The organism is Chryseobacillus diguaensis (genome assembly GCF_049220665.1).
Taxonomy (GTDB): Bacteria; Bacillota; Bacilli; order Bacillales; family Bacillaceae; genus Metabacillus_B.
On record NZ_JBMKNV010000003.1, the window covers coordinates 427,167 to 447,605 of the forward strand.

At 39.9% G+C, this 20,439-nt stretch carries 18 protein-coding genes, 1 pseudogene and 1 other annotated feature; of the genes and pseudogenes, 18 read left to right on the forward strand and 1 reads right to left on the reverse strand.

Going from position 1 to position 20,439, the window contains the following annotated elements; all coding sequences use genetic code 11:
- Nucleotides 1-63: 63 nt before the first annotated feature.
- Nucleotides 64-396 (reverse strand): annotated as a pseudogene (locus tag ACOT8F_RS07140) (recombinase family protein); the annotation flags it as partial.
- Between the two features lie 615 nt (nucleotides 397-1,011).
- Here ACOT8F_RS07140 and ACOT8F_RS07145 point away from each other — a divergent pair.
- From ACOT8F_RS07145 to rpoD, 18 genes are all read left to right on the forward strand, one after another.
- A complete protein-coding gene (locus ACOT8F_RS07145; protein ID WP_421650871.1) occupies nucleotides 1,012-2,229 on the forward strand; it encodes an MFS transporter in 1,218 nt (405 codons plus the stop codon).
- 436 nt (nucleotides 2,230-2,665) lie between these two features.
- On the forward strand, nucleotides 2,666-2,950 hold the full coding sequence (yqfC, locus tag ACOT8F_RS07150) for a sporulation protein YqfC (protein ID WP_421650873.1): 285 nt from the start codon (nucleotides 2,666-2,668) through the stop codon (nucleotides 2,948-2,950).
- Between the two features lie 185 nt (nucleotides 2,951-3,135).
- Nucleotides 3,136-4,323 (forward strand): sporulation protein YqfD, encoded by a 1,188-nt coding sequence (gene yqfD, locus ACOT8F_RS07155; RefSeq protein ID WP_421650874.1) that lies wholly within the window; start codon nucleotides 3,136-3,138, stop codon nucleotides 4,321-4,323.
- A 3-nt stretch (nucleotides 4,324-4,326) separates the two neighbouring features.
- Complete coding sequence (locus ACOT8F_RS07160; RefSeq protein ID WP_421650876.1) at nucleotides 4,327-5,289, forward strand: PhoH family protein; 963 nt, start codon at nucleotides 4,327-4,329, stop codon at nucleotides 5,287-5,289.
- A 204-nt stretch (nucleotides 5,290-5,493) separates the two neighbouring features.
- Nucleotides 5,494-7,635, forward strand: coding sequence for an HD family phosphohydrolase (locus ACOT8F_RS07165; protein ID WP_421650941.1), 2,142 nt, complete (start codon nucleotides 5,494-5,496; stop codon nucleotides 7,633-7,635).
- On the forward strand, nucleotides 7,632-8,114 hold the full coding sequence (gene ybeY / locus ACOT8F_RS07170; RefSeq protein ID WP_421650877.1) for an rRNA maturation RNase YbeY: 483 nt from the start codon (nucleotides 7,632-7,634) through the stop codon (nucleotides 8,112-8,114). The genes ACOT8F_RS07165 and ybeY overlap by 4 nt, the downstream gene beginning before the upstream one ends.
- Nucleotides 8,086-8,463: a diacylglycerol kinase family protein gene (locus ACOT8F_RS07175; RefSeq protein WP_421650878.1), complete on the forward strand. Its 378-nt coding sequence runs from the start codon at nucleotides 8,086-8,088 to the stop codon at nucleotides 8,461-8,463. The genes ybeY and ACOT8F_RS07175 overlap by 29 nt, the downstream gene beginning before the upstream one ends.
- A 120-nt stretch (nucleotides 8,464-8,583) precedes the next feature.
- A complete protein-coding gene (locus ACOT8F_RS07180; RefSeq protein ID WP_421650879.1) occupies nucleotides 8,584-8,982 on the forward strand; it encodes a cytidine deaminase in 399 nt (132 codons plus the stop codon).
- Nucleotides 8,975-9,880, forward strand: coding sequence for a GTPase Era (gene era, locus ACOT8F_RS07185; RefSeq protein ID WP_421650881.1), 906 nt, complete (start codon nucleotides 8,975-8,977; stop codon nucleotides 9,878-9,880). The genes ACOT8F_RS07180 and era overlap by 8 nt, the downstream gene beginning before the upstream one ends.
- Nucleotides 9,881-10,020: 140 nt before the next feature.
- Complete coding sequence (locus ACOT8F_RS07190) at nucleotides 10,021-10,164, forward strand: YqzL family protein (protein ID WP_421650882.1); 144 nt, start codon at nucleotides 10,021-10,023, stop codon at nucleotides 10,162-10,164.
- 30 nt (nucleotides 10,165-10,194) lie between these two features.
- Nucleotides 10,195-10,947: a DNA repair protein RecO gene (gene recO, locus ACOT8F_RS07195; protein WP_421650883.1), complete on the forward strand. Its 753-nt coding sequence runs from the start codon at nucleotides 10,195-10,197 to the stop codon at nucleotides 10,945-10,947.
- Between the two features lie 230 nt (nucleotides 10,948-11,177).
- Nucleotides 11,178-11,349, forward strand: a binding site (T-box leader).
- Between the two features lie 95 nt (nucleotides 11,350-11,444).
- The gene (gene glyQ / locus ACOT8F_RS07200; RefSeq protein ID WP_421650884.1) at nucleotides 11,445-12,335 is read left to right on the forward strand and encodes a glycine--tRNA ligase subunit alpha; all 891 of its coding nucleotides are present in this window, start codon (nucleotides 11,445-11,447) and stop codon (nucleotides 12,333-12,335) included.
- Complete coding sequence (gene glyS, locus ACOT8F_RS07205; RefSeq protein WP_421650886.1) at nucleotides 12,328-14,391, forward strand: glycine--tRNA ligase subunit beta; 2,064 nt, start codon at nucleotides 12,328-12,330, stop codon at nucleotides 14,389-14,391. Before glyQ ends, glyS begins: the two co-directional genes overlap by 8 nt.
- 276 nt (nucleotides 14,392-14,667) lie before the next feature.
- Complete coding sequence (ccpN, locus tag ACOT8F_RS07210; protein ID WP_421650887.1) at nucleotides 14,668-15,306, forward strand: transcriptional regulator CcpN; 639 nt, start codon at nucleotides 14,668-14,670, stop codon at nucleotides 15,304-15,306.
- A 177-nt stretch (nucleotides 15,307-15,483) separates the two neighbouring features.
- The gene (locus ACOT8F_RS07215; protein ID WP_421650888.1) at nucleotides 15,484-16,299 is read left to right on the forward strand and encodes a pyruvate, water dikinase regulatory protein; all 816 of its coding nucleotides are present in this window, start codon (nucleotides 15,484-15,486) and stop codon (nucleotides 16,297-16,299) included.
- A gap of 383 nt (nucleotides 16,300-16,682) precedes the next feature.
- Nucleotides 16,683-17,138 (forward strand): YaiI/YqxD family protein, encoded by a 456-nt coding sequence (locus ACOT8F_RS07220; protein ID WP_421650943.1) that lies wholly within the window; start codon nucleotides 16,683-16,685, stop codon nucleotides 17,136-17,138.
- Between the two features lie 33 nt (nucleotides 17,139-17,171).
- Complete coding sequence (gene dnaG / locus ACOT8F_RS07225; RefSeq protein ID WP_421650889.1) at nucleotides 17,172-18,995, forward strand: DNA primase; 1,824 nt, start codon at nucleotides 17,172-17,174, stop codon at nucleotides 18,993-18,995.
- 110 nt (nucleotides 18,996-19,105) lie between these two features.
- Nucleotides 19,106-20,218, forward strand: a complete 1,113-nt coding sequence (rpoD, locus tag ACOT8F_RS07230; protein WP_421650891.1) for an RNA polymerase sigma factor RpoD — start codon at nucleotides 19,106-19,108, stop codon at nucleotides 20,216-20,218.
- Nucleotides 20,219-20,439: the final 221 nt, after the last annotated feature.

Consider the following 20,439-nt stretch of genomic DNA (forward strand, 5'->3'; position numbering starts at 1 on the left):
CCGCTTAAAGTGTGGAAAAATACATTACCAAAAGAAAAGAGACTCCTCGGTTTGGGAGTCTCCTTAGCTTGCTTCATGTTCATTTACCTTACGATAGAATGTAGCCTTAGTCATATTTGATATCCTCATTGCTTCAACATCAGTAATATTTCCTTCTTTCCACTGCTTATAAGCTTCCTTAAATTCAGATGTGATAGATGTTTTAGGTCTTCCAATGTGTTTACCCTGTGCCTTTGCTGAAGCAATGCCTTCAGCTTGACGAGTCTTAATCATAGTTCTCTCTTCCTCAGCAACTCATGATAAAACCTGTAAAACCAAGTCAGCAACGAAAGAACCGACCGAGTCATTGTATTTACGTATATCTAAAAATGGCATATCAATTACTGCAATTTGTGCGCCCATCTAATTTATTCAAAGGTGATTTCATATTTGTTGATTTAGCAAAACAAAAGTACCATTGCCCCGATACATATTTCTCTTTCTGGATTATCTAGATGAGGAACTGCTTCTAACTGAAAAACGTAAATGGTCATAGTTCCCTCCTGCTAAAAAGGTAGTTGTTAACAACCTTATAATTTCTCTGTTTTTTTGGCAATTAAAAAAATAAAAAGCTACCCTATACTTTAAGTGTAATTGTTCACAAAGTTTGAATCTTTATTTTTAGCAAAGGTGAAACCTGCCACGTGCAGCTTTAGTATTAAGCAAATAAACTTCTAGACCTTGCGATAAAAATTTGAATATTCATTCATTTTATCCTTTTTATATGATATAATTATATATACTAAGAATGAGCGGTTTATAAAGTAGGGTTCACTGATGGAGTCAAAGAAAGGAGTTAACAGTGAATCTTAATCGGAACATCTCTTTTTTGACGACGTTTTACAGAGTGAGCGATATTTTATTTGCTATTCCCATTCCATGGATTTTTTGTCACCTGACCGGTTCGGTGCTGTTCGTGGGATCGTTATATGCAAACATGGCAAGATATCCTGCTAAGGTAGCCGTATTGCTATGAAAACGGGTCTGCCATCTTCCTATATGTTTTTATTATTAGGCAGCTTTGTATCCAAAATCGGCGATTCGATTTATACGTTTGCTATTCCGTGGATCTCTTATGAAATAACGAAGTCTGCCACTATCATGGGTTCGTTGTATGCCACAAGTGTCCTTCCGATTGTAGCACTAGGTCCATTTATAGGTTCTTTGGTAGATAAATTTTCTAAAAAAAATTTAATGATCATAGCAGATGTTTTAAGAGTCATTCTTATTAGCATGGTACCGATTTTACACGCGTACAACTTTATTGAAATATGGCACCTTTATGCTATATCCTTTCTCGTAACCATTATCTCGCTAATGTTTGATGTTTCAACCGTAGCCATTATTCCTGAAATTGCTGGTGATCAATTAACAAAAGCCAATAGTTCCATGCAGTTGATTACACAATTATCCGGTTTCATCGGACCACTTGTTGCAGGAGTTTTAATATCCAGCATTGGCGGTTATAGTACATTATGGGTTGACGTCATTTCCTTTGCGGGTACCATCGTAACTGTTTGGCAGCTCTTACCTGTTGACGCAGGAATGAAGGAATATGAAAATGTAAACATATTCACTAGCATGACGGAAGGTTTTAAATGGTTAATAAGAGATAAATTACAACTCGGCTTTTCCTTACAAGCCATGATTGGTAATTTTGGATACAGCACGGCTTTTGCAGTATTAATTTTTTATTTAAGAACTTCTATCCATCTAAATGCTGAAATGATCGGAATCAACTTAGCCCTATTAAGTATAGGTGGATTGTTCGGAACAATCATGATAATTCCAATAGAACGAAAATTCGGAAGGAGTAACTCGATCCCATTACTTCTATCCATCGGGTTCTTAGGATATTTAGTTGCAATGTTACCTTTTTTTTGGTTCGACTCCGGCTTAGGGTTTGGGATCGTTAGCTTTTGTAACGTTTCATGGAACATTATCATTACGACCATTCGCCAAGAATGTGTCCCGAAAGTTATGTTAGGAAGGGTTTTAAGTGTTTCTCGTGTATTGACAAGACTTGGTATGCCATTAGGAGCTATGGTCGGAGGTTTGGTTTTAGCTAATGGGAATGCACCTGAGGTTTTCCTTATTGCAGCCATTTCCAAATTTATTGAGATCCTCATTGCGTTTTTTTGGATAAAGCCACGTTTGTCAAAAAAACCTAAACGAAAATCTTTTGAATAATGAAGGAAAAATACGAATAACGACTCAAATCTTGTCCTACTTTTTCTCATTCTTAGTGATAGCGGGCGACCCCTGACAACAGCATGCCCTCCGGCATGCTGTTTTTCTATCTTATTTCACTCCCTCAGTTTAATTCGATTATCTCCCGAATACTCGCTTATTCGCAGGATTTCATATCCCTTTAATTAGGTTTTACGGTTTCCGTTCTTTAAAATAGTCTGCCGCAATCGTTCTATGTGAAAGTAAAGTATCTCTTCTTCTCATGCTTCCCTCGAAATGCGGAGTAGAATTCCCACGTTTTTAATTAGTGTAACTGTTCCCATAGTCATAGTTGTCAACTCCCAAGAATATGATTAACGGGAGCAAGTATATCATGTACTCCCTACATATATCTATAAAAAATCGCATACATATGAGATGAAAGGGGGTTCTTTTTATGGCAAAGAAATGGCGAAGGCGAGTCGCTAATTGGATTACCCGAACGATCGAATTACCGCCAGATGTCATGATGGACCTTCCCAGGATCACAATGGTGGGGCAGCTTCATATATACATAGAAAATCACAGAGGCCTGCTGGCATTTTCAGATACAGAGCTTAGACTGCTGCTTAAGCAGGGACAGCTTCAAATAAAAGGGAGCCAATTTGTGATTAAAACCATATTACCTGAAGAGATCATGCTGGAAGGGCGTATTGAACAGGTAACTTATCTGGAATCGTAATTTCTTAAAGGCTGTTTTCGCAGGGATTGTTGTTTTTCGTACATGCTGTTATCACGCATTTAGACTAGCATCGGGGCATCTCTTCTTGAAGTTTTTGCCATACCAATGGTTCGAGTACTAAAAAAGGTCATGAGCAGCAAAGTTTAAGAAAAGAGCCTTCTTTAAAAATTGGAGGGGGAAGCGGGATGAAGAACGGTTGGACAAACTTTTTATTGGGTTATATACGGGTTGTCCTAAACGGCAGGGGAACAGAGCGGTTTGTCAATGAATGCATCCGGAACGGAATCCCTGTCTGGAAGGTGAAACGTACAAAAGAGGAGGAGCTTTCTCTTTTTGTTCGCTTGAAAGATGTACATGCCTTAAGGCCAATCGCAAGAAAAAATGATTGCAAATGCCATTTTAAAGAAAGAAGAGGAATTCCTTTTCTAATGAGAAAGACAGGAAGGAACCTGGGATTTGCTATAGGGTTTGTTCTCTTTCTAGCTGTTCTTTTCCTTCTTTCCAATATGGTATGGTCCATTGAAATCCAGGGAGCAAAACCTGAAACGGAACATCTGATCAAGAAAGAACTGACAAGAATCGGTGTGAAAGAAGGGAGCATACAGTTTCTTATCCCTGACGCTGATGATATTCAAAAGTCCCTTTCTGACCGGATTAAAGCCATTACTTGGGTCGGAGTAAAATTGAACGGAACCTCCTATCACTTGAAAGTCGTTGAGAAGAATGAACCGGATAAAACGGAATATGCAAGCCCTGGAAATATTGTTGCAGCTAAGAAAGCGGTTATCACCCGTATGTTTGTCTCTCATGGAAAGCCGTTAGTGACTGTTAATGACCATGTACAAAAGGGGCAGCTGCTCGTTTCCGGTGTAATAGGAACTGAAAAAAATTCAAAAATAATTGCATCAAAAGCCCTCGTATTTGGCGAAACATGGTATAAATCTTCTGTAGAAGTGCCGCTCAGAACAAATTTTAATGTGTTTTCAGGGAATAATAACGTGAAGCATTACATTACAATTGGTTCTTTTCAGTTACCAATATGGGGTTTTAACCAAAAAGAATTCAGCTCCCAGGAAAAAGAGGAAGATCAGAGGTATGTGAAATTCCTTAACTGGAGTTTGCCGGTAGGATATTTAAAAGAAACAATAAGAGAGAAGGAAGCAGTTAAACGCCTTTATACACCAAGTGAAGCCCGTCAGGCTGGACTTAGGATCGGAAAAAGCGACGTTTTACAAAAAATTGGAGAGAACGGTCAAATAATCGGCGAAAAAGTTTTGCACCAAACGAATGAGAATGGTAAAGTTAAAATGATAATACTTTATCAGGTAATTGAGAATATAGCGAAATCCACACCAATTGTTCAGGGAGACTAGAGAATGCCAGAAGATTTGGTTTCAATGAATCAGCAATTAGAAAATCCGAATGAGGCCATTGCATTATTTGGTATACATGATGTTCATTTAAAACGTTTGGAAGAAGAATTAAATGTTGATATTGTGACTCGTGGCGAAAAGGTTTATGTTTCAGGTGATGCTGAAAAAGTACAGCTTGTTGACGAGCTGTTGAAGTCACTTCTTGCCGTTATCAGAAAAGGAATTACGATTAGCGAAAGAGACATTATATACGGCGTTAACATGGCGAAAAAAGGAAAATTCGAACAATTTGAAAATCTTTTCAGTGAAGAGATTGCTAAAAGTGCAAAAGGGAAATCGATTCGGGTTAAGACACTTGGCCAAAGCCATTATATCTCTGCTATTAAACATTCAGATCTTGTTTTTGGAATTGGACCCGCCGGAACAGGAAAAACTTATCTTGCCGTTGTAATGGCAGTCAATGCTCTTAAAAATGGGCACGTGAAAAGAATTATTCTCACCAGGCCTGCAGTTGAGGCGGGAGAAAGCCTTGGCTTTTTACCAGGTGATTTAAAAGAAAAAGTCGATCCGTATTTACGTCCATTATATGATGCACTTCACGATGTACTGGGGTTAGAGCAAACAGGGAGGTTTATTGAAAGAGGCACGATTGAGATTGCGCCTCTTGCCTATATGAGGGGCCGTACACTTGATGATGCCTTTGTCATACTGGATGAATCCCAGAATACCACTCCTGCCCAGATGAAAATGTTCCTTACAAGACTTGGTTTTGGTTCTAAAATGGTGATTACAGGTGATATTACTCAGGTTGATCTGCCGAAGGGCGTAAGATCAGGAGTAGCTGCAGCTAAAGACATACTAAAAGGAGTCAGCGGCATATCATTTATCGAATTGGAACAGACAGATGTAGTAAGACATCCTCTTGTGGGGAAAATCATTGCTGCATATGATAAAGTGGAAAAATAGGTGGCCCGACGCCCGATATCGGGTCACTTTTTTAAAGGCTCTTTTTGTTGATTTATCATATTTTAGTAAATAATTTTATGGTTCAGCAAAATGTATGTCTATGCAAATTTGATAATTTGATTTAAATAATTTTTTTCTTTTAGCAGGGAGGTGGCAGTCTTGAAAAATAGAAAGAAGCCTGCATTTAAGCAAAAGCTTGAAAAAATGAATCAGTACCGTTTTTTCCATGTGTTGCTATATATCATATTTGGGGTTCTTATATTCATTGCTCTTTTCAGCAATGTAAAACCGCAAACATTAAAGATCAAGAGGTTTGATGTTTCAAACCAGACGATCTATGCACCATCTACTGTGGAAGATAAAGAAGCGACTGAGAAGAAAAAACTGGATGCCTATAATAATGTAGAGGATCAATACACTCTCAAAAAGGAATATTCTGAAAACCAGGTTGAACTGGTTGCCTCTATATTTGCTGCAATTATTGATGTGAACAGGCAAGCGGAGGAAAGGGCCAATCAATCTCAAACGGCTGATTTGACTCAAGATGCGAAGCAAACAGTGAAACCGCTTACCCCGGATGAAAAATATGCCTTGCTGCAGCAAAAATTAACTAAGGACCTAAATGAAAAAATCTCCAAAGACGTCTTTATGCCTCTTTTGGAATCCAGCAGCAAGCAAACAAGCCTTGCCAAGGATGCAGTCGTTACATCTGTTAATAATACGATGAGCAAGGAAATCCCCATCGGAAAGCTGAAAGAGTCCAAAGATAAGGTAGATGAGGATCTTCAGTTTACTTCTCTCCCGAAAGATGTAATCAATTCGGCTACAACGATTGGCAGATTTGCCGTTGTCCCCAATTATATATTTGATCGTGAGGCAACAGAAGAAAAACGCAAGCAGGCAGCTGACAGTATAAAAGAGGTTCAGATCAAACAAGGCCAGATCCTTGTGGAAGAAAATCAGCTGGTTACAAATGAAGTTTATTCAAAATTAAAGCTTGCCGGGCTGCTTAATAAAGATTTCTCCTACAAGCCTTTTATTGGGCTCGGACTGTTTATTTTGCTTGTGATCGGTGTCCTTTTTTACTACTTTGAAAGACCGGAAAAGCCATTTGAGAAAAAAAATGATTCCTTGTTTTTATATACGCTTATTTTCGCAATTACATTGGGAATCATGAAAATACTAAGCCTTTTTCAGCAAGTCGATCTAAGTTACATAGGGTATATTGTGCCTGTTGCGATGGGGACAATGCTTATAAAGCTGCTTCTTAATGAAAGGCTGGCTATATTAACAAGCATCATACTTTCTATTTGCGGAAGCATCATTTTTAATGAGGGCATAACAGGCGCTTTTAATTTTTCAATCGGCATTTATTATTTGGCAGGATGTATGGCAGGAATTCTATTTTTGGGCAAGCATAATCTTCGCTCAAGAATACTTCAGGCGGGCCTTTTTGTTGCCTTAATTAATCTGATGATGATTACTTCTCTTTTACTCATTCAAAATGGAACTCAATCGAATTTTGAAATTGGATCATATGTGATTATGGCACTTGTTTCAGGTGTTGCTGCATCAGTACTGACAATTGGCCTGCAGCCATTTTTCGAAACTGGATTCGGCCTTTTATCTACGATGAAGCTTATCGAACTGTCAAGTCCTAACCATCCGCTGCTCAGAAAGATCCTGACGGAAACCCCAGGCACATACCACCATAGTGTAATGGTTGCGAATCTTTCAGAATCTGCTTGTGAAGCAATCGGCGCCAATGGCCTTCTTGCGAGAGTAGGGTCATATTATCACGATATTGGCAAGACAAAACGGCCTCACTACTTTATTGAAAATCAAATGAAGCTTGAGAATCCGCATGATAAATTATCTCCTCAACTGAGTAAAAATGTAATTATTGCCCATGCTGTTGATGGAGCTGAAATGCTCCGGAAACATAAGATGCCGAGAGAATTTGTAGATATTGCTGAACAGCATCATGGCACAACCCTATTAAAATATTTTTACTATAAAGCAAAAGAACGCGGAGACGAGGTGCTTGAGGGAGAGTTCCGCTACCCTGGACCAAAGCCGCAAACAAAGGAAATTGGTGTTATTTCCATTGCAGACAGTGTAGAGGCAGCCGTGCGCTCTATGGCCAATCCAACTCCGGATCGAATAGAAAAAATAGTGCGGGGGATTATCTCTGACCGCCTGCAGGATGGACAGCTAAATGAATGTGATTTAACATTGAAAGAGCTCGATGTGGTAGCAAAATCATTTTGTGAATCACTCAAAGGAATTTTCCATTCCAGGATTGAGTATCCTGAAGTACCTAAACAGAAGGTGAAACAAGCATGAAGATGAATATCGATTTTTTAGATGAAACAAAGGAACTGGACGCTGAACAGCTTGATATGCTCGAAGGACTGCTGAATCATGCAGCAAAAGAAGAAGATGTTGCGCTTGATTCTGAGCTTGCTGTAACCTTTGTTACAAATGAACGGATACAGGAAATTAACAGGGAATATCGGGATAAGGATCAGCCCACAGATGTTATTTCCTTTGCCCTTGAAGAAGAAGGCGAGGGAGAAATAGAAATTATCGGAGCTGATATGCCCCGAATGCTTGGAGATATCATTATTTCAGTTCCGAGAGCAAAAGAACAGGCAGAGGATTATAATCATTCTTTTAGCAGGGAATTAGGTTTTTTAGCAGTGCACGGCTTTCTTCATTTACTTGGTTATGATCATATGACAGAACAGGATGAAGCAATCATGTTCAGTAAACAAAAGGACATTTTAGATTCCTATGGACTCAAAAGAACGCCAAAAGACTGAATGGAAGAGGTTTGTTCACAGTTTCCGCCATGCTGCCGATGGAATACGCCTCACATTTAAAAAGGAGCGGAATTTTCAAATTCATTGTCTCCTTTCCGTATTAACAATAGCTGCCGGGTTTTATTTCGATTTAACAAAAATGGAATGGATGGTCGTGCTTCTCCTCATCGGCGGGATGCTGTCACTTGAGCTGATGAATACGGCCATTGAGAGAACCGTTGATCTCGTAACAAGCGAATATAAGCCTCTTGCAAAAGCTGCCAAAGATACAGCAGCAGGAGCTGTATTTCTATTTGCCATTTTAGCGTTTATTTTAGGAATTATGATCTTTATCCCTAAAATTATATAATTAAGAAAATTCCAACAATTTGATAACAAAATTCTCAGATGAGTGAAAATAGACTCAGAATGAGTTAAAATAAGAATGGATGCGTTGCCATGACATCCGTCTGAAAGGAAGGCCATAACAGTGAACAGAGAAAAATTAATCGAAGAAGCAAAAGCAGCCAGAGAAATGGCATATGTGCCCTATTCAAAATTTAAAGTAGGTGCAGCACTTTTAACAAAAGACGGAAAGATTTATAAAGGCTGCAATATTGAAAATGCAGCATACAGCATGTGTAATTGTGCAGAAAGAACGGCTTTGTTTAAAGCCTATTCAGAGGGAGAACGGGAATTTGAGGCGATTGCTGTTGTAGCGGATACAAAGCGTCCTGTCCCGCCATGCGGTGCTTGCCGACAGGTTATTTCCGAGCTTTGCGCAGGTGATATGAAGGTTGTATTAACAAATCTTCAAGGCAATATTGAAGAGATGACTGTTGCAGGTTTACTGCCAGGAGCTTTTTCTGCGGAGGATCTAAATGACTAACGAACAATATAAATCAGGATTCATATCAATAATAGGAAGACCTAATGTAGGGAAATCAACTTTTTTGAATAGAGTTATTGGACAGAAAATTGCTATCATGAGTGATAAACCCCAAACAACCCGAAATAAAATTCAGGGTGTTTATACAACAAATGATTCTCAAATCATCTTTATCGATACACCGGGAATTCATAAACCGAAGCATAAGCTCGGTGACTTCATGATGAAAATTGCCACTAATACACTTAAAGAAGTTGATATGATTTTATTTATGATCAATGCGGAAGAAGGATACGGCCGGGGCGATGAATTTATCATTGAACGCCTCAAACAAACCAGCACACCGGTTTTCCTTGTTATTAATAAGATCGACCAGATTCATCCGGATCGGTTATTTCCGCTCATTGAACAATATAAAGCCCTTTATCCATTTAAAGAAGTAGTGCCGATTTCTGCACTGCAGGGCAACAATGTCGATACGCTGCTTGAAAACTTAACAGGATACTTGCCTGAAGGACCACAATACTATCCTGCTGATCAGGTAACTGATCATCCCGAACGTTTTATTATTTCAGAGCTGATCCGCGAAAAAGTGCTTCATTTAACAAGGGAAGAAATTCCTCATTCAGTTGCCGTTGTCATTGAGGCTATTGAAAGGCGCGATGAAGGAGCTATTTATGTTAGTGCCACTATCATGGTAGAGCGGGATTCCCAAAAAGGAATCATCATCGGCAAACAGGGCAGCATGCTGAAAGAAGTTGGACAGAGAGCAAGAGTGGATATTGAAGCTCTGCTTGGTTCAAGAGTATTTCTTGAGCTGTGGGTAAAGGTTCAAAAGGACTGGCGCAATAGGCTTTCCCAGCTTCGTGATTTCGGCTTCAGGGAAGATGAATATTAATATTTAGAGATACTAAAATTGTCTTTTATGCAAAATGGATTTAGTAAAATTTGTTTAACATGAAAAGAAGGAGAAATGGCTAATAATAACGATATGAAAAGAAATGCTTGCTGGTCTTAAAGATGAAAGGTGGGGGTTTTATGTTGGATTTTACCTGGAAGGTTTTTTTTCAGACAGGTAATATTGATACGTACCTTCTTTTTAAAGAAATTGAACAGTACCGGGAAGAATTGCCCGATTTGCAAGGGGATGAGCAAGCTGAATTTGATTTTCCTCTATCGTAATAGCCTGATCCTTCCGGATGGTGAGAGGATTTGCTTCAAAAATGTGAAGGCATCGTTATTCGGACGAATAACTATGGAGAAACCAATAAAATTGTCACATTATATACAAGAGAGCTGGGAAAAGTAGGACTAATGGCGAGAGGGGCAAAAAAGCCCAACAGCCGTTTGGCTGCCTCAACCCAGCCTTTTACTTATGGTATGTTTATGTTCCAAAAAAGCAGCGGGCTTGGCAGCATGCAGCAGGCAGAAACAATTGACAGCATGAGGGCGATCAGGGAAGATATTTTTTTGACTGCCTATGCTTCGTATACAGCTGAACTGCTCGACAAGGGAACGGAAAACCTGCAAACCAATCCTTTTTTGTTTGAGCTATTTTATCAGACCCTGCATTACTTAGGAGAAGGTCTTGATCCGGAAATACTAGTCCGTATTTTTGAAGTGAAGATGCTTAGTGTTTTAGGTCTGCATCCATCGCTCGATTCTTGTGCTGTGTGCGGGAACAAGGAAGGGACATTTCATTTTTCCATTAGAGAAGGCGGTTTTATCTGCCATCGGTGCTTTGACAAAGACCCTTACAGATTCGCTATTTCTCCAACTGCAGTCAAGCTGCTCAGGCTGTTTTATTATTTTGATTTAAACCGGCTTGGCCAAATATCCGTTAAGCCTGAAACTAAGCTTGAACTGAAAAAAGTAATTGAGGCTTATTATGATGAGTATTCAGGGCTTTTTTTAAAGTCAAAGAAATTTCTGGATCAGGTTGAACAAATGCGTGATAAATTATAAATCTCATCTTTTATAAGGCTGTTTTTGCAAAGATTGTTGTTATTCTTATGAGTTTCGAACACGAATGAAGATAAGCTTCGTGCATCTTTTCTTAAAAAGCGCAGTTGTATTTTAGAATTCTTTTTTGGTGAAAAACAATAAAGCTTAAGAAAAGAGACTTTAACCAAGTGATATTTCACTCAGGGAGATTGACATGAAGCTGAAATTCGATTAATATGCAAGTAATATAATAGGCTGCATTGAAGGAAAGAAGTACTTATTGAAATTCACTAAAGCGATTCCGGGATGGTGTGAGCCGGAAGAAGGCAAATAAGGAAGGGCATTCCTGAGCAGCGCGCTGAAAGTGGCTGTGCTTAAAGCACAGCAAATAGGGTGGAACCGCGGGTAACTCTCGTCCCTATGTCTAATTTAAGACATAGGGACGGGAGTTTTTTGTTTTTGTTCGGGGATTCACCATCCTATCCTCAGCTGCTATTACAAATCGGGAGGTAATTGGAATGAATATTCAACAAATGATTCTTACCTTGCAAAAGCATTGGTCTGATCAAGGCTGTGTTTTAATGCAGGCCTATGATACGGAAAAGGGTGCGGGAACAATGAGCCCTTATACATTTTTAAAAGCTGTCGGGCCTGAACCGTGGAATGTGGCGTATGTAGAGCCTTCCCGCCGTCCTGCAGATGGCCGCTATGGCGAAAATCCTAACAGACTTTATCAGCATCATCAGTTTCAGGTCATTATGAAGCCGTCACCTGATAATATACAAGAGCTATATCTTGATTCCCTAAAAGCGCTCGGCATTAATCCGCTGGAACACGATATTCGATTTGTGGAAGATAACTGGGAAAACCCTTCGCTTGGCTGTGCAGGTCTTGGTTGGGAAGTTTGGCTGGATGGAATGGAAATCACCCAATTTACTTATTTTCAGCAGGTTGGCGGAATTGAGTGCAAGCCGGTTTCTGTTGAAATTACTTATGGTATTGAACGTTTGGCTTCTTACATACAAGATAAGGAAAATGTATTTGATCTTGAATGGACGGAAGGCTACACAGTGCGGGATATATTTCTGATGCCAGAATTTGAACATTCAAAATATACGTTTGAAACATCCGATCCTGATATGCTTTTTCAGCTGTTTACCATCTATGAAAAAGAAGCACACCGCCAAATGAATGAAGGGCTTGTTCATCCAGCCTATGATTATGTTTTAAAATGCTCTCACACGTTTAACCTTCTTGATGCAAGAGGAGCAATCTCTGTAACGGAAAGAACAGGGTATATCGGCAGGGTGAGGAATTTGGCGCGCAAAGTGGCCAGGACTTACTTTGATGAACGGGAAAAGCTTGGATTCCCAATGCTGAAAGAAAAGGGGGCTAGCGATCATGAATAATCGAGATTTGCTTTTAGAAATAGGACTTGAAGAACTTCCTGCAAGGTTTGTGACGGATGCTATGAATCAGCTGGGAAGGAAGCTTGAGGGATGGCTGAAGGATAAAAAGCTTTCTTACGGTGAGGTTTCCCTGTACTCTACTCCGAGAAGGCTTGCTGTACTGATAAAAGATGTTGCAGCAAAACAGGAAGATATAGAAGAGGAAGCAAAGGGGCCAGCAAGAAAAATTGCTCTCGATGCGGGTGGAAACTGGTCCAAGGCAGCTATGGGCTTCACAAGAGGGCAGGGCGTAAAAGTCGAGGATATTTATTTTAAAGAATTAAAAGGCATTGAATATGCCCATGTTCAAAAATTTGTAAAAGGAAAGCCGGCATTTGAGCTTCTGCCAGAAATGGAAGGGATCATTACAAGCCTTTCTTTTCCAAAAAACATGAAGTGGGGAAGCAATGAGCTTCGGTATGCGAGACCGATAAAATGGCTTGTAGCTCTGTTTGGTGAAGAAGTGATTCCGTTTGGCATCACTGGCGTGCAGACAGATACGAAAACTTTTGGGCACCGTTTTTTAGGAAAAGAGACGGCTGTGCTAAAACCTTTAGATTACGAAAATGCTCTTGAAAAAGAGTTTGTCATCGCAGATCCTGAAAAGAGAAAAACACTGATCCTTCAGCAATTGAAAGAGCTTGAAATAGAAAATGGCTTTGTGATCCCAGTTGATGAGGATTTGCTTGAGGAAGTAAATAACCTCGTAGAATATCCGACAGCACTGTATGGAGAGTTTGAAGATGAATTTCTCAAGCTGCCTGATGAAGTGCTCATCACATCCATGAAAGAACACCAAAGATATTTCCCGGTGAAATCTGAAGATGGAACACTGCTTTCGAAATTTGTGACAGTCCGCAACGGCAACAAAGAGCATCTTGACAATGTGGCAAGGGGTAACGAAAAAGTGCTGAGAGCCCGCCTGTCTGATGCTGATTTCTTCTATAAAGAAGATCATAAGCTTAAAATTGACGATGCTCTGGCAAAGCTCGAAAAAATTGTTTTTCATGAAGAGCTGGGTTCTCTTGGAGACAAAGTTCGCAGGATTGAAAAGCTGACGGATAAGCTCACTGAAAAGCTTGGCCTTTCCAAAGAAGATCAAGCTGATGCAAAAAGAACCGCGGCAATCAGCAAATTTGACCTCGTCACGCATATGGTTTACGAGTTCCCTGAGCTTCAAGGCATCATGGGTGAGAAATATGCGGGAATACTTGGAGAAAATGAAACAGTAGCGAAGGCAATTAATGAACATTATATGCCCCGCCATGCAGAGGATCAGGCGCCTTCAACAAATGCTGGAGCAGCAGTAGCCATTGCAGATAAAATGGATACTATCTGTGCATTTTTCTCAATTGGCATGGTGCCGACTGGCTCACAGGATCCTTATGCACTAAGGAGACAGGCAAGCGGTGTTGTCCAGATTCTGATTGCAAAAGACTGGAGACTTCCGCTGGAAGAACTGTTCGAGCTTGCACTTGATGGACTGGAGATAGAAAACAGTAAAGAAACGAAGGCTGAGCTGCTGAACTTCTTCAAGATGCGCCTTAAATATATTCTGGCTGAAAAAGAAATTCGTTATGACTTGGTTGATGCAGTACTGGAGTCCAATGAGCATGAAGCGGCTTCTTTGCTTAAAAGAGCGGAAATACTGCAAAAAGAGTCAACGAATGCGGAATTTAAAGAAATTATTGAATCATTATCACGTGTTTTAAATATCGCGAAAAAAGGTGAAGCTGCATCTGTTGATTCAGCCATTTTTGAAAATGACCAGGAAAAAGAGCTGTTTGAAAAAGTGGAAGAAGCTAAGTCCTCCATTAAGAACAATCATCAAAATGCGGATTATGAAGGAATTTATGCTAATCTGAGCAGTCTTAAGCCATTTATTGATGCTTATTTTGACAATACGATGGTAATGGCAGATGATGAAAAACTTCGCCGCAACAGGCTTGCTCAATTAGTTGAGCTCTCTGAATTAATCAAGCTGTTTGCCAATATGAATGCCATTCTTGTAAAATAATACAGGAGAAAATTGGGCTGACCTATAAGTGCTTCGCGCTTCCTTTTGGTCAGCTCCTTTTTCTATACGGTGAAAATCTGACTGTAATTCTGCTTTCATTAGTATATAATATTCATATATAGTATAGCCTATTTGGTTTTCTACATAGAGGTAATGGGAGCTGAAGCCTATGCCCCAGGGAAAAGCGACCGTTCAAGATTTCCTGAATTATCTTAGGCATTTTAGCAGTATATTCATAAAAAATGCTTAAAGCGGACAGCTCCAGAGAAAAGGGTGGTGAGTAAAATCGAATTGAACAAACGCCAGGAAACCATTTTGCAAATTGTAAAAGAAAATGGTCCGATTACTGGGGAACATATAGCCGAAAAGCTTAGTCTGACAAGGGCAACTCTTCGCCCTGATCTGGCCATATTGACAATGTCAGGGTATTTAGAAGCACGTCCCCGCGTAGGTTATTTTTATACAGGGAAAACAGGAAGCCAAGTTTTATCAGAACAGCTGAAGAAGCTTCAAGTGAAGGATTTTCAATCCATCCCTATTGTAGTGAATGAGAATGTATCTGTTTACGATGCCATCGTGACTATGTTTCTGGAAGACGTCGGCACCCTTTTTGTTGTGGACGAAAATGCTATTTTGGCAGGTGTTCTTTCAAGAAAAGATTTGCTTAGGGCAAGCATTGGAAAACAAGAGCTCAGTTCCATTCCAGTCAATATTATTATGACCCGGATGCCAAACATAACGGTTTGCCGAAATGATGATCTGATTGTAGATGTAGCGGGCTCATTAATAGAGAAGCAAATCGATGCCCTTCCTGTTATTAAAGATTCTGAGAAGGGGTTTGAAGTTACCGGCAGGATTACAAAAACCAATATGGCAAAAATTCTGGTGCGACTTGCTGAAAATGATATAATTTAGCCTTAAAGAGGGCTGTTTTCACAATAGATTGCTTCTATTTGTATAAGCTTTCACGCATTTAGACTTGCTTCGGGCATTTTGTTAAAGTTCATGCCAAATCAAGGGCCGTGTAAGAGAAATATGGAGGGAGAAGCAGCAAAGTTTAAGATAAGAGCCTTAGGGAAATGGGGGAACTGGATGAAAAACCGGACACTTTATGTAGTTTCAGATTCTGTTGGGGAAACGGCAGAACTAGTAGTAAAAGCGGCGATCAGCCAATTCAACGGGGCAGCTGCTCATACTGTGGTTAGACGCATTCCATATGTGGAAGATAAATCAACGATTCAGGAAGTAATCAATTATGCGAGTGCGGATCATTCGATTATTTGTTTTACTCTTGTAGTGCCTGAACTGAGGCATTATTTGATAGAAGAAGCTGAAAAAAAGGGAGTGCCTTATCACGATATTATGGGGCCGTTAATAGACCAGATGGAAGCTTCTTATGGAAAAAAGGCGAAATATGAGCCCGGAAGAGTCAGGAAGCTTGATGAGGACTATTTTAAAAAGGTGGAAGCAATTGAGTTTGCTGTAAAGTATGATGACGGAAGGGATCCAAGAGGCATACTGAAGGCAGATATCATTTTAGTCGGAGTATCAAGAACGTCAAAAACACCTCTATCACAATATTTGGCTCATAAGCGCTTTAAGGTGGCCAACGTGCCGATTGTACCTGAGGTGGAGCCTCCGGAAGAGCTTTTCATGGTTCCTCCTGAAAAATGCATCGGGCTTAAAATTAGTCCTGAAAAATTAAACAATATCAGAAGAGAGCGGCTGAAATCACTTGGATTAAATGATAAAGCCATCTATGCTAATATTGAACGGATTAAAGAAGAATTAACATTCTTCGAAAAAATAATCAGCCGTATAGGCTGCCATGTCATTGATGTTTCGAATAAAGCAGTAGAAGAGACTGCAAATAATATTCAGACCTTAATGAACAATTACAAAAACTGATTGCTGCACACAAGAGTTTAAAATAAAACGGTTATCACTATGTTAGCTTAATAAAAACTCAGAGTAGAATGGCCATTTTTTAAAATTGGACCATCGTACTCTGAGTTTTTATAATGTAACAGGAAAACAGCAGGGAAATATTGAGAATACCTTCAAATTAAGAAAAAAGACTGGAAAAATGAAAAACTTTGCATTATAATAAAAAATTGTGATAAAATTACATTCTTTTAGGTTTAGACTTTGGAATAAGAGAATAAACTACTTATTAGCACCTGTCAAGAATTCTTATAGAAAATAAATTCGACAATGAATACCGATTCCTATTGTCAATGGAAAGAAGGATTTTAGCGGAGTGATGGAGAATAGTGAAAATTGACGAAAAAATGCCGAAAATTTATGTAGACGCAGATGCCTGTCCAGTGAAAGATGAAATCTCGGCAACAGCTAAAAAATATGGCCTTGATGTGATTTTCGTCGCCTCTTATAACCATCAAACTTCACAAACATTTGGAGGGAAATGGATTTATGTGGATACTGGCAAAGAAGCTGCCGATCTTTATATCATAAATCACGCAGGTTCTTCTGATATTACAGTAACCCAGGATATTGGGCTGGCAGGCTTGCTTGTGAAAAAGGACGTTATAGTGCTTACTCCAAAGGGTAAACAATATACAGATACTAACATTGAAACGGCCTTGCAGTTCCGATATTTGTCTGCTATGGAAAGAAGAAGCGGGAATTATCTAAAAGGCCCGAAGAAGCTTACAGAAGCAGATAAGCATGCTTTTAGATGCCAGCTAGAAAAAATCCTGTCGAAACATGCAGGAAATGATTTCTGAGTCGCGAATTAGATGTTACACGGAGTTGTTAGCATGGCAAATCGAATTCCAGAAGAGGTTATTGAAAAAGTTCAACAATCTTCAGACATTGTGGACGTTATTAATGAATACGTTCAATTGAAGAAACAAGGGCGCAATTACTTTGGTTTATGCCCCTTCCATGGCGAAAATACTCCTTCGTTTTCCGTTTCACCAGAGAAGCAGATTTTCCATTGTTTCGGATGCGGTGCCGGCGGAAACGTATTTTCTTTTCTAATGCAAATGGAAGGTACAGAATTTGGAGAGGCTGTTCAAAAGCTCGCTCAAAGACAGAACATCGAAATGCCAGAAAACATTCAGCCGGCAAAAAGTAATGCAAAGCTTGAAGCGGCTGAAAAGAAAATGCTGGAAGCTCATGAACTGTTAAAAAAATTCTACCATCATTTGCTTCTAAACACAAAGGAAGGCGAAGACGCTTTGGAATATCTCCTGAATAGGGGATTTACCAAGGAAACAATTGAGAAATTTGAAATTGGCTATTCCCTTCCATCATGGGACTTTGTAACAAAGTTTCTTACCAAAAGAGGTTATGACCCATCACTGATGGAGCAAGCGGGCCTTCTGGTTAAAAAATCCGGCGGACAGGAATTTTTGGACCGTTTCCGCAACAGGATTATGTTTCCCATCCATGATCACCATGGAAATACTGTCGCGTTTTCCGGCAGGGTACTGTCAAATGAACAGCCGAAATACTTAAACAGCCCTGAAACAAAAATATTTAATAAAAGCAGACTCCTTTATCATTTTTACCAAGCAAGAATACATATACGTAAGCATCAGGAGACAGTTTTGCTTGAAGGCTTTGCGGATGTTATATCATCAGTTTCGGCTGGAGTGGAAAATGCTGTGGCCACGATGGGAACTTCGCTGACTGAGGAACAGGCAAAAATTTTAAAAAGAAACAGTGCCAGCATCGTTATTTGCTATGATGCAGACAATGCAGGTGTTGAGGCAGCTATGAGAGCGGCTAAGACAATGACTGATATGGGATGTGCAGTGAAGATCGCCATGATACCAGATGGTCTCGACCCCGATGACTACATCAAAAAATTTGGAGCGGCAAAGTTCAAGAATGATGTAATAGGGGCCAGCATTTCGTTTATGGCATTTAAAATGCACTATTTCAGGAGGGGAAGGAACCTTCAAAATGAAGCGGAAAGGCTTCAATATATTGAGCAGGCTGTTAAAGAAATCAGTAAACTGCAAAATGCCGTTGAACAGGAAATTTACTTAAAGCAGATTTCCACCGAGTTCTCGCTCGGAATGGAAGTGTTAAAGGAGCGGCTGCAGGAATTGAGAAAAACAGCTTCGCGCGATGCGAGAGGCCCCATACAGGCACCAGGTTCTCAATCGCCAGCTGCTGTAAAGACGCGCCCTGCCAATAAAAAAAGACTGCGCCCCGCGTTCCACAACGCTGAGCGAATGCTGATTGCCCATATGCTAAAAAGCAGAGATGATGCTCAAAAAGTCCTTGATCGAGTAGGCCTTCAATTTAATATTGAAGAACATCGCGCTATCGTTACTTATTTATACGCCTATTATGAAGAAGGAAATGAAGAAAACGTCAGTACATTTTTGCAAAAGCTTCCGGATCCGGAGCTGTATCAGACGGTTTCCGAAATTGCCATGATACAGATTAATGATGATTTTAGCGAGCGGGAAATGCAGGATTATGTGAAGCAGGTCTTGAATCATCAAAAAATGTTAATCATAAAGGAAAAAGAAGCTGAAAAAAATGAGGCTGAAAGAATTAAGGACTATCTGAAAGCTGCAAAAATAGCGATGGAAATAGTTCAGCTTAAAAGGTCTTTTAAATAGCAAACAGAGTAAAATGTGTGCAGTATTAATGACCGGTAAACTCTGTACTTAAGGTTGCTGTTCATTGTTTTAATATAAATGTGCTTTAGAGTTTGGAAGGAGGGGATCCAATGGCTGACAAACAGACCCATGAATCCGAATTAACATTAGAACAAGTAAAGGATCAACTTACGGAGCTTGGTAAAAAACGCGGATTCTTAATATACGATGAAATTGCTGAACGCATGTCAAACTTCGAAATTGAATCAGACCAATTGGATGAGTATTATGAATTTCTAGGTGAGCAAGGGGTTGAGCTTCACGGTGAAAATGAGGAAGCTGACGACCCTAAAATACAGGAATTAGCTAAAGAAGAAGAATTTGATCTTAACGACTTAAGTGTTCCTCCAGGAGTGAAAATCAACGATCCGGTAAGGATGTACCTGAAGGAAATCGGAAGAGTTGACCTTCTTTCTGCTGATGAAGAAATTCAGCTTGCCCTAGGTATTGAACAAGGCAATGAAGAATCGAAGCGCCGTCTGGCAGAAGCGAACCTGCGCCTTGTTGTCAGTATCGCAAAACGCTATGTTGGACGAGGCATGCTGTTCCTTGACCTTATTCAAGAAGGCAACATGGGTCTTATGAAAGCTGTTGAAAAGTTCGACTATCGCAAAGGCTTCAAATTCAGTACGTATGCTACATGGTGGATTCGTCAGGCCATTACCCGTGCTATTGCCGATCAGGCTAGAACAATCCGGATTCCAGTGCATATGGTTGAAACGATAAATAAACTGATCAGGGTTCAGCGCCAGCTGCTCCAGGACCTTGGCCGTGAACCCTCTCCGGAAGAAATTGCAGAGGATATGGACCTTACACCAGATAAGGTTAGAGAAATATTGAAAATTGCTCAAGAGCCTGTATCTCTAGAAACTCCGATAGGGGAAGAAGATGATTCCCATCTTGGTGATTTTATCGAGGACCAGGACGCGACTTCACCATCTGAGCATGCTGCCTACGAACTTTTAAAAGAGCAGCTCGAAGATGTTCTGGATACTCTGACTGACCGTGAAGAGAACGTTCTTCGTTTACGATTTGGACTGGACGATGGACGCACTAGAACTTTGGAGGAAGTTGGCAAAGTATTCGGGGTTACCCGTGAACGGATCCGCCAAATTGAAGCCAAAGCCCTTCGCAAGCTTCGCCACCCAAGCAGAAGCAAGCGATTGAAAGACTTTTTAGAATAGAATTACCTGAACAGGCGGACAATGTTCCGCCTCTTTTTTTATTTTAGGCACTTTTCTTAAACTTTGTTGTTTTTTCTCCATTATAGAAGCAGGGATACACTTGCGAAGTTTAAGAAAAGATGCCACAAAGTTAATCTTTCTAAGATTATACGAATAATCTTTGCGAAAACAGCATTATTTTAAAAAAAGAATTTTTTCATACACAATTTGTAAACGCTTAC

What these genes read in the sequence shown, in the direction of transcription:
- ACOT8F_RS07145 (WP_421650871.1), top strand. Translation starts at nt 1,012, where the DNA reads ATGAAAACGGGTCTGCCATCTTCCTATATGTTTTTATTATTAGGCAGC.
- yqfC (WP_421650873.1), top strand. Translation starts at nt 2,666, where the DNA reads ATGGCAAAGAAATGGCGAAGGCGAGTCGCTAATTGGATTACCCGAACG.
- yqfD (WP_421650874.1), top strand. Translation starts at nt 3,136, where the DNA reads ATGAAGAACGGTTGGACAAACTTTTTATTGGGTTATATACGGGTTGTC.
- ACOT8F_RS07160 (WP_421650876.1), top strand. Translation starts at nt 4,327, where the DNA reads ATGCCAGAAGATTTGGTTTCAATGAATCAGCAATTAGAAAATCCGAAT.
- ACOT8F_RS07165 (WP_421650941.1), top strand. Translation starts at nt 5,494, where the DNA reads ATGAATCAGTACCGTTTTTTCCATGTGTTGCTATATATCATATTTGGG.
- ybeY (WP_421650877.1), top strand. Translation starts at nt 7,632, where the DNA reads ATGAAGATGAATATCGATTTTTTAGATGAAACAAAGGAACTGGACGCT.
- ACOT8F_RS07175 (WP_421650878.1), top strand. Translation starts at nt 8,086, where the DNA reads ATGGACTCAAAAGAACGCCAAAAGACTGAATGGAAGAGGTTTGTTCAC.
- era (WP_421650881.1), top strand. Translation starts at nt 8,975, where the DNA reads ATGACTAACGAACAATATAAATCAGGATTCATATCAATAATAGGAAGA.
- ACOT8F_RS07190 (WP_421650882.1), top strand. Translation starts at nt 10,021, where the DNA reads ATGTTGGATTTTACCTGGAAGGTTTTTTTTCAGACAGGTAATATTGAT.
- glyQ (WP_421650884.1), top strand. Translation starts at nt 11,445, where the DNA reads ATGAATATTCAACAAATGATTCTTACCTTGCAAAAGCATTGGTCTGAT.
- glyS (WP_421650886.1), top strand. Translation starts at nt 12,328, where the DNA reads ATGAATAATCGAGATTTGCTTTTAGAAATAGGACTTGAAGAACTTCCT.
- ACOT8F_RS07215 (WP_421650888.1), top strand. Translation starts at nt 15,484, where the DNA reads ATGAAAAACCGGACACTTTATGTAGTTTCAGATTCTGTTGGGGAAACG.
- ACOT8F_RS07220 (WP_421650943.1), top strand. Translation starts at nt 16,683, where the DNA reads ATGCCGAAAATTTATGTAGACGCAGATGCCTGTCCAGTGAAAGATGAA.
- dnaG (WP_421650889.1), top strand. Translation starts at nt 17,172, where the DNA reads ATGGCAAATCGAATTCCAGAAGAGGTTATTGAAAAAGTTCAACAATCT.
- rpoD (WP_421650891.1), top strand. Translation starts at nt 19,106, where the DNA reads ATGGCTGACAAACAGACCCATGAATCCGAATTAACATTAGAACAAGTA.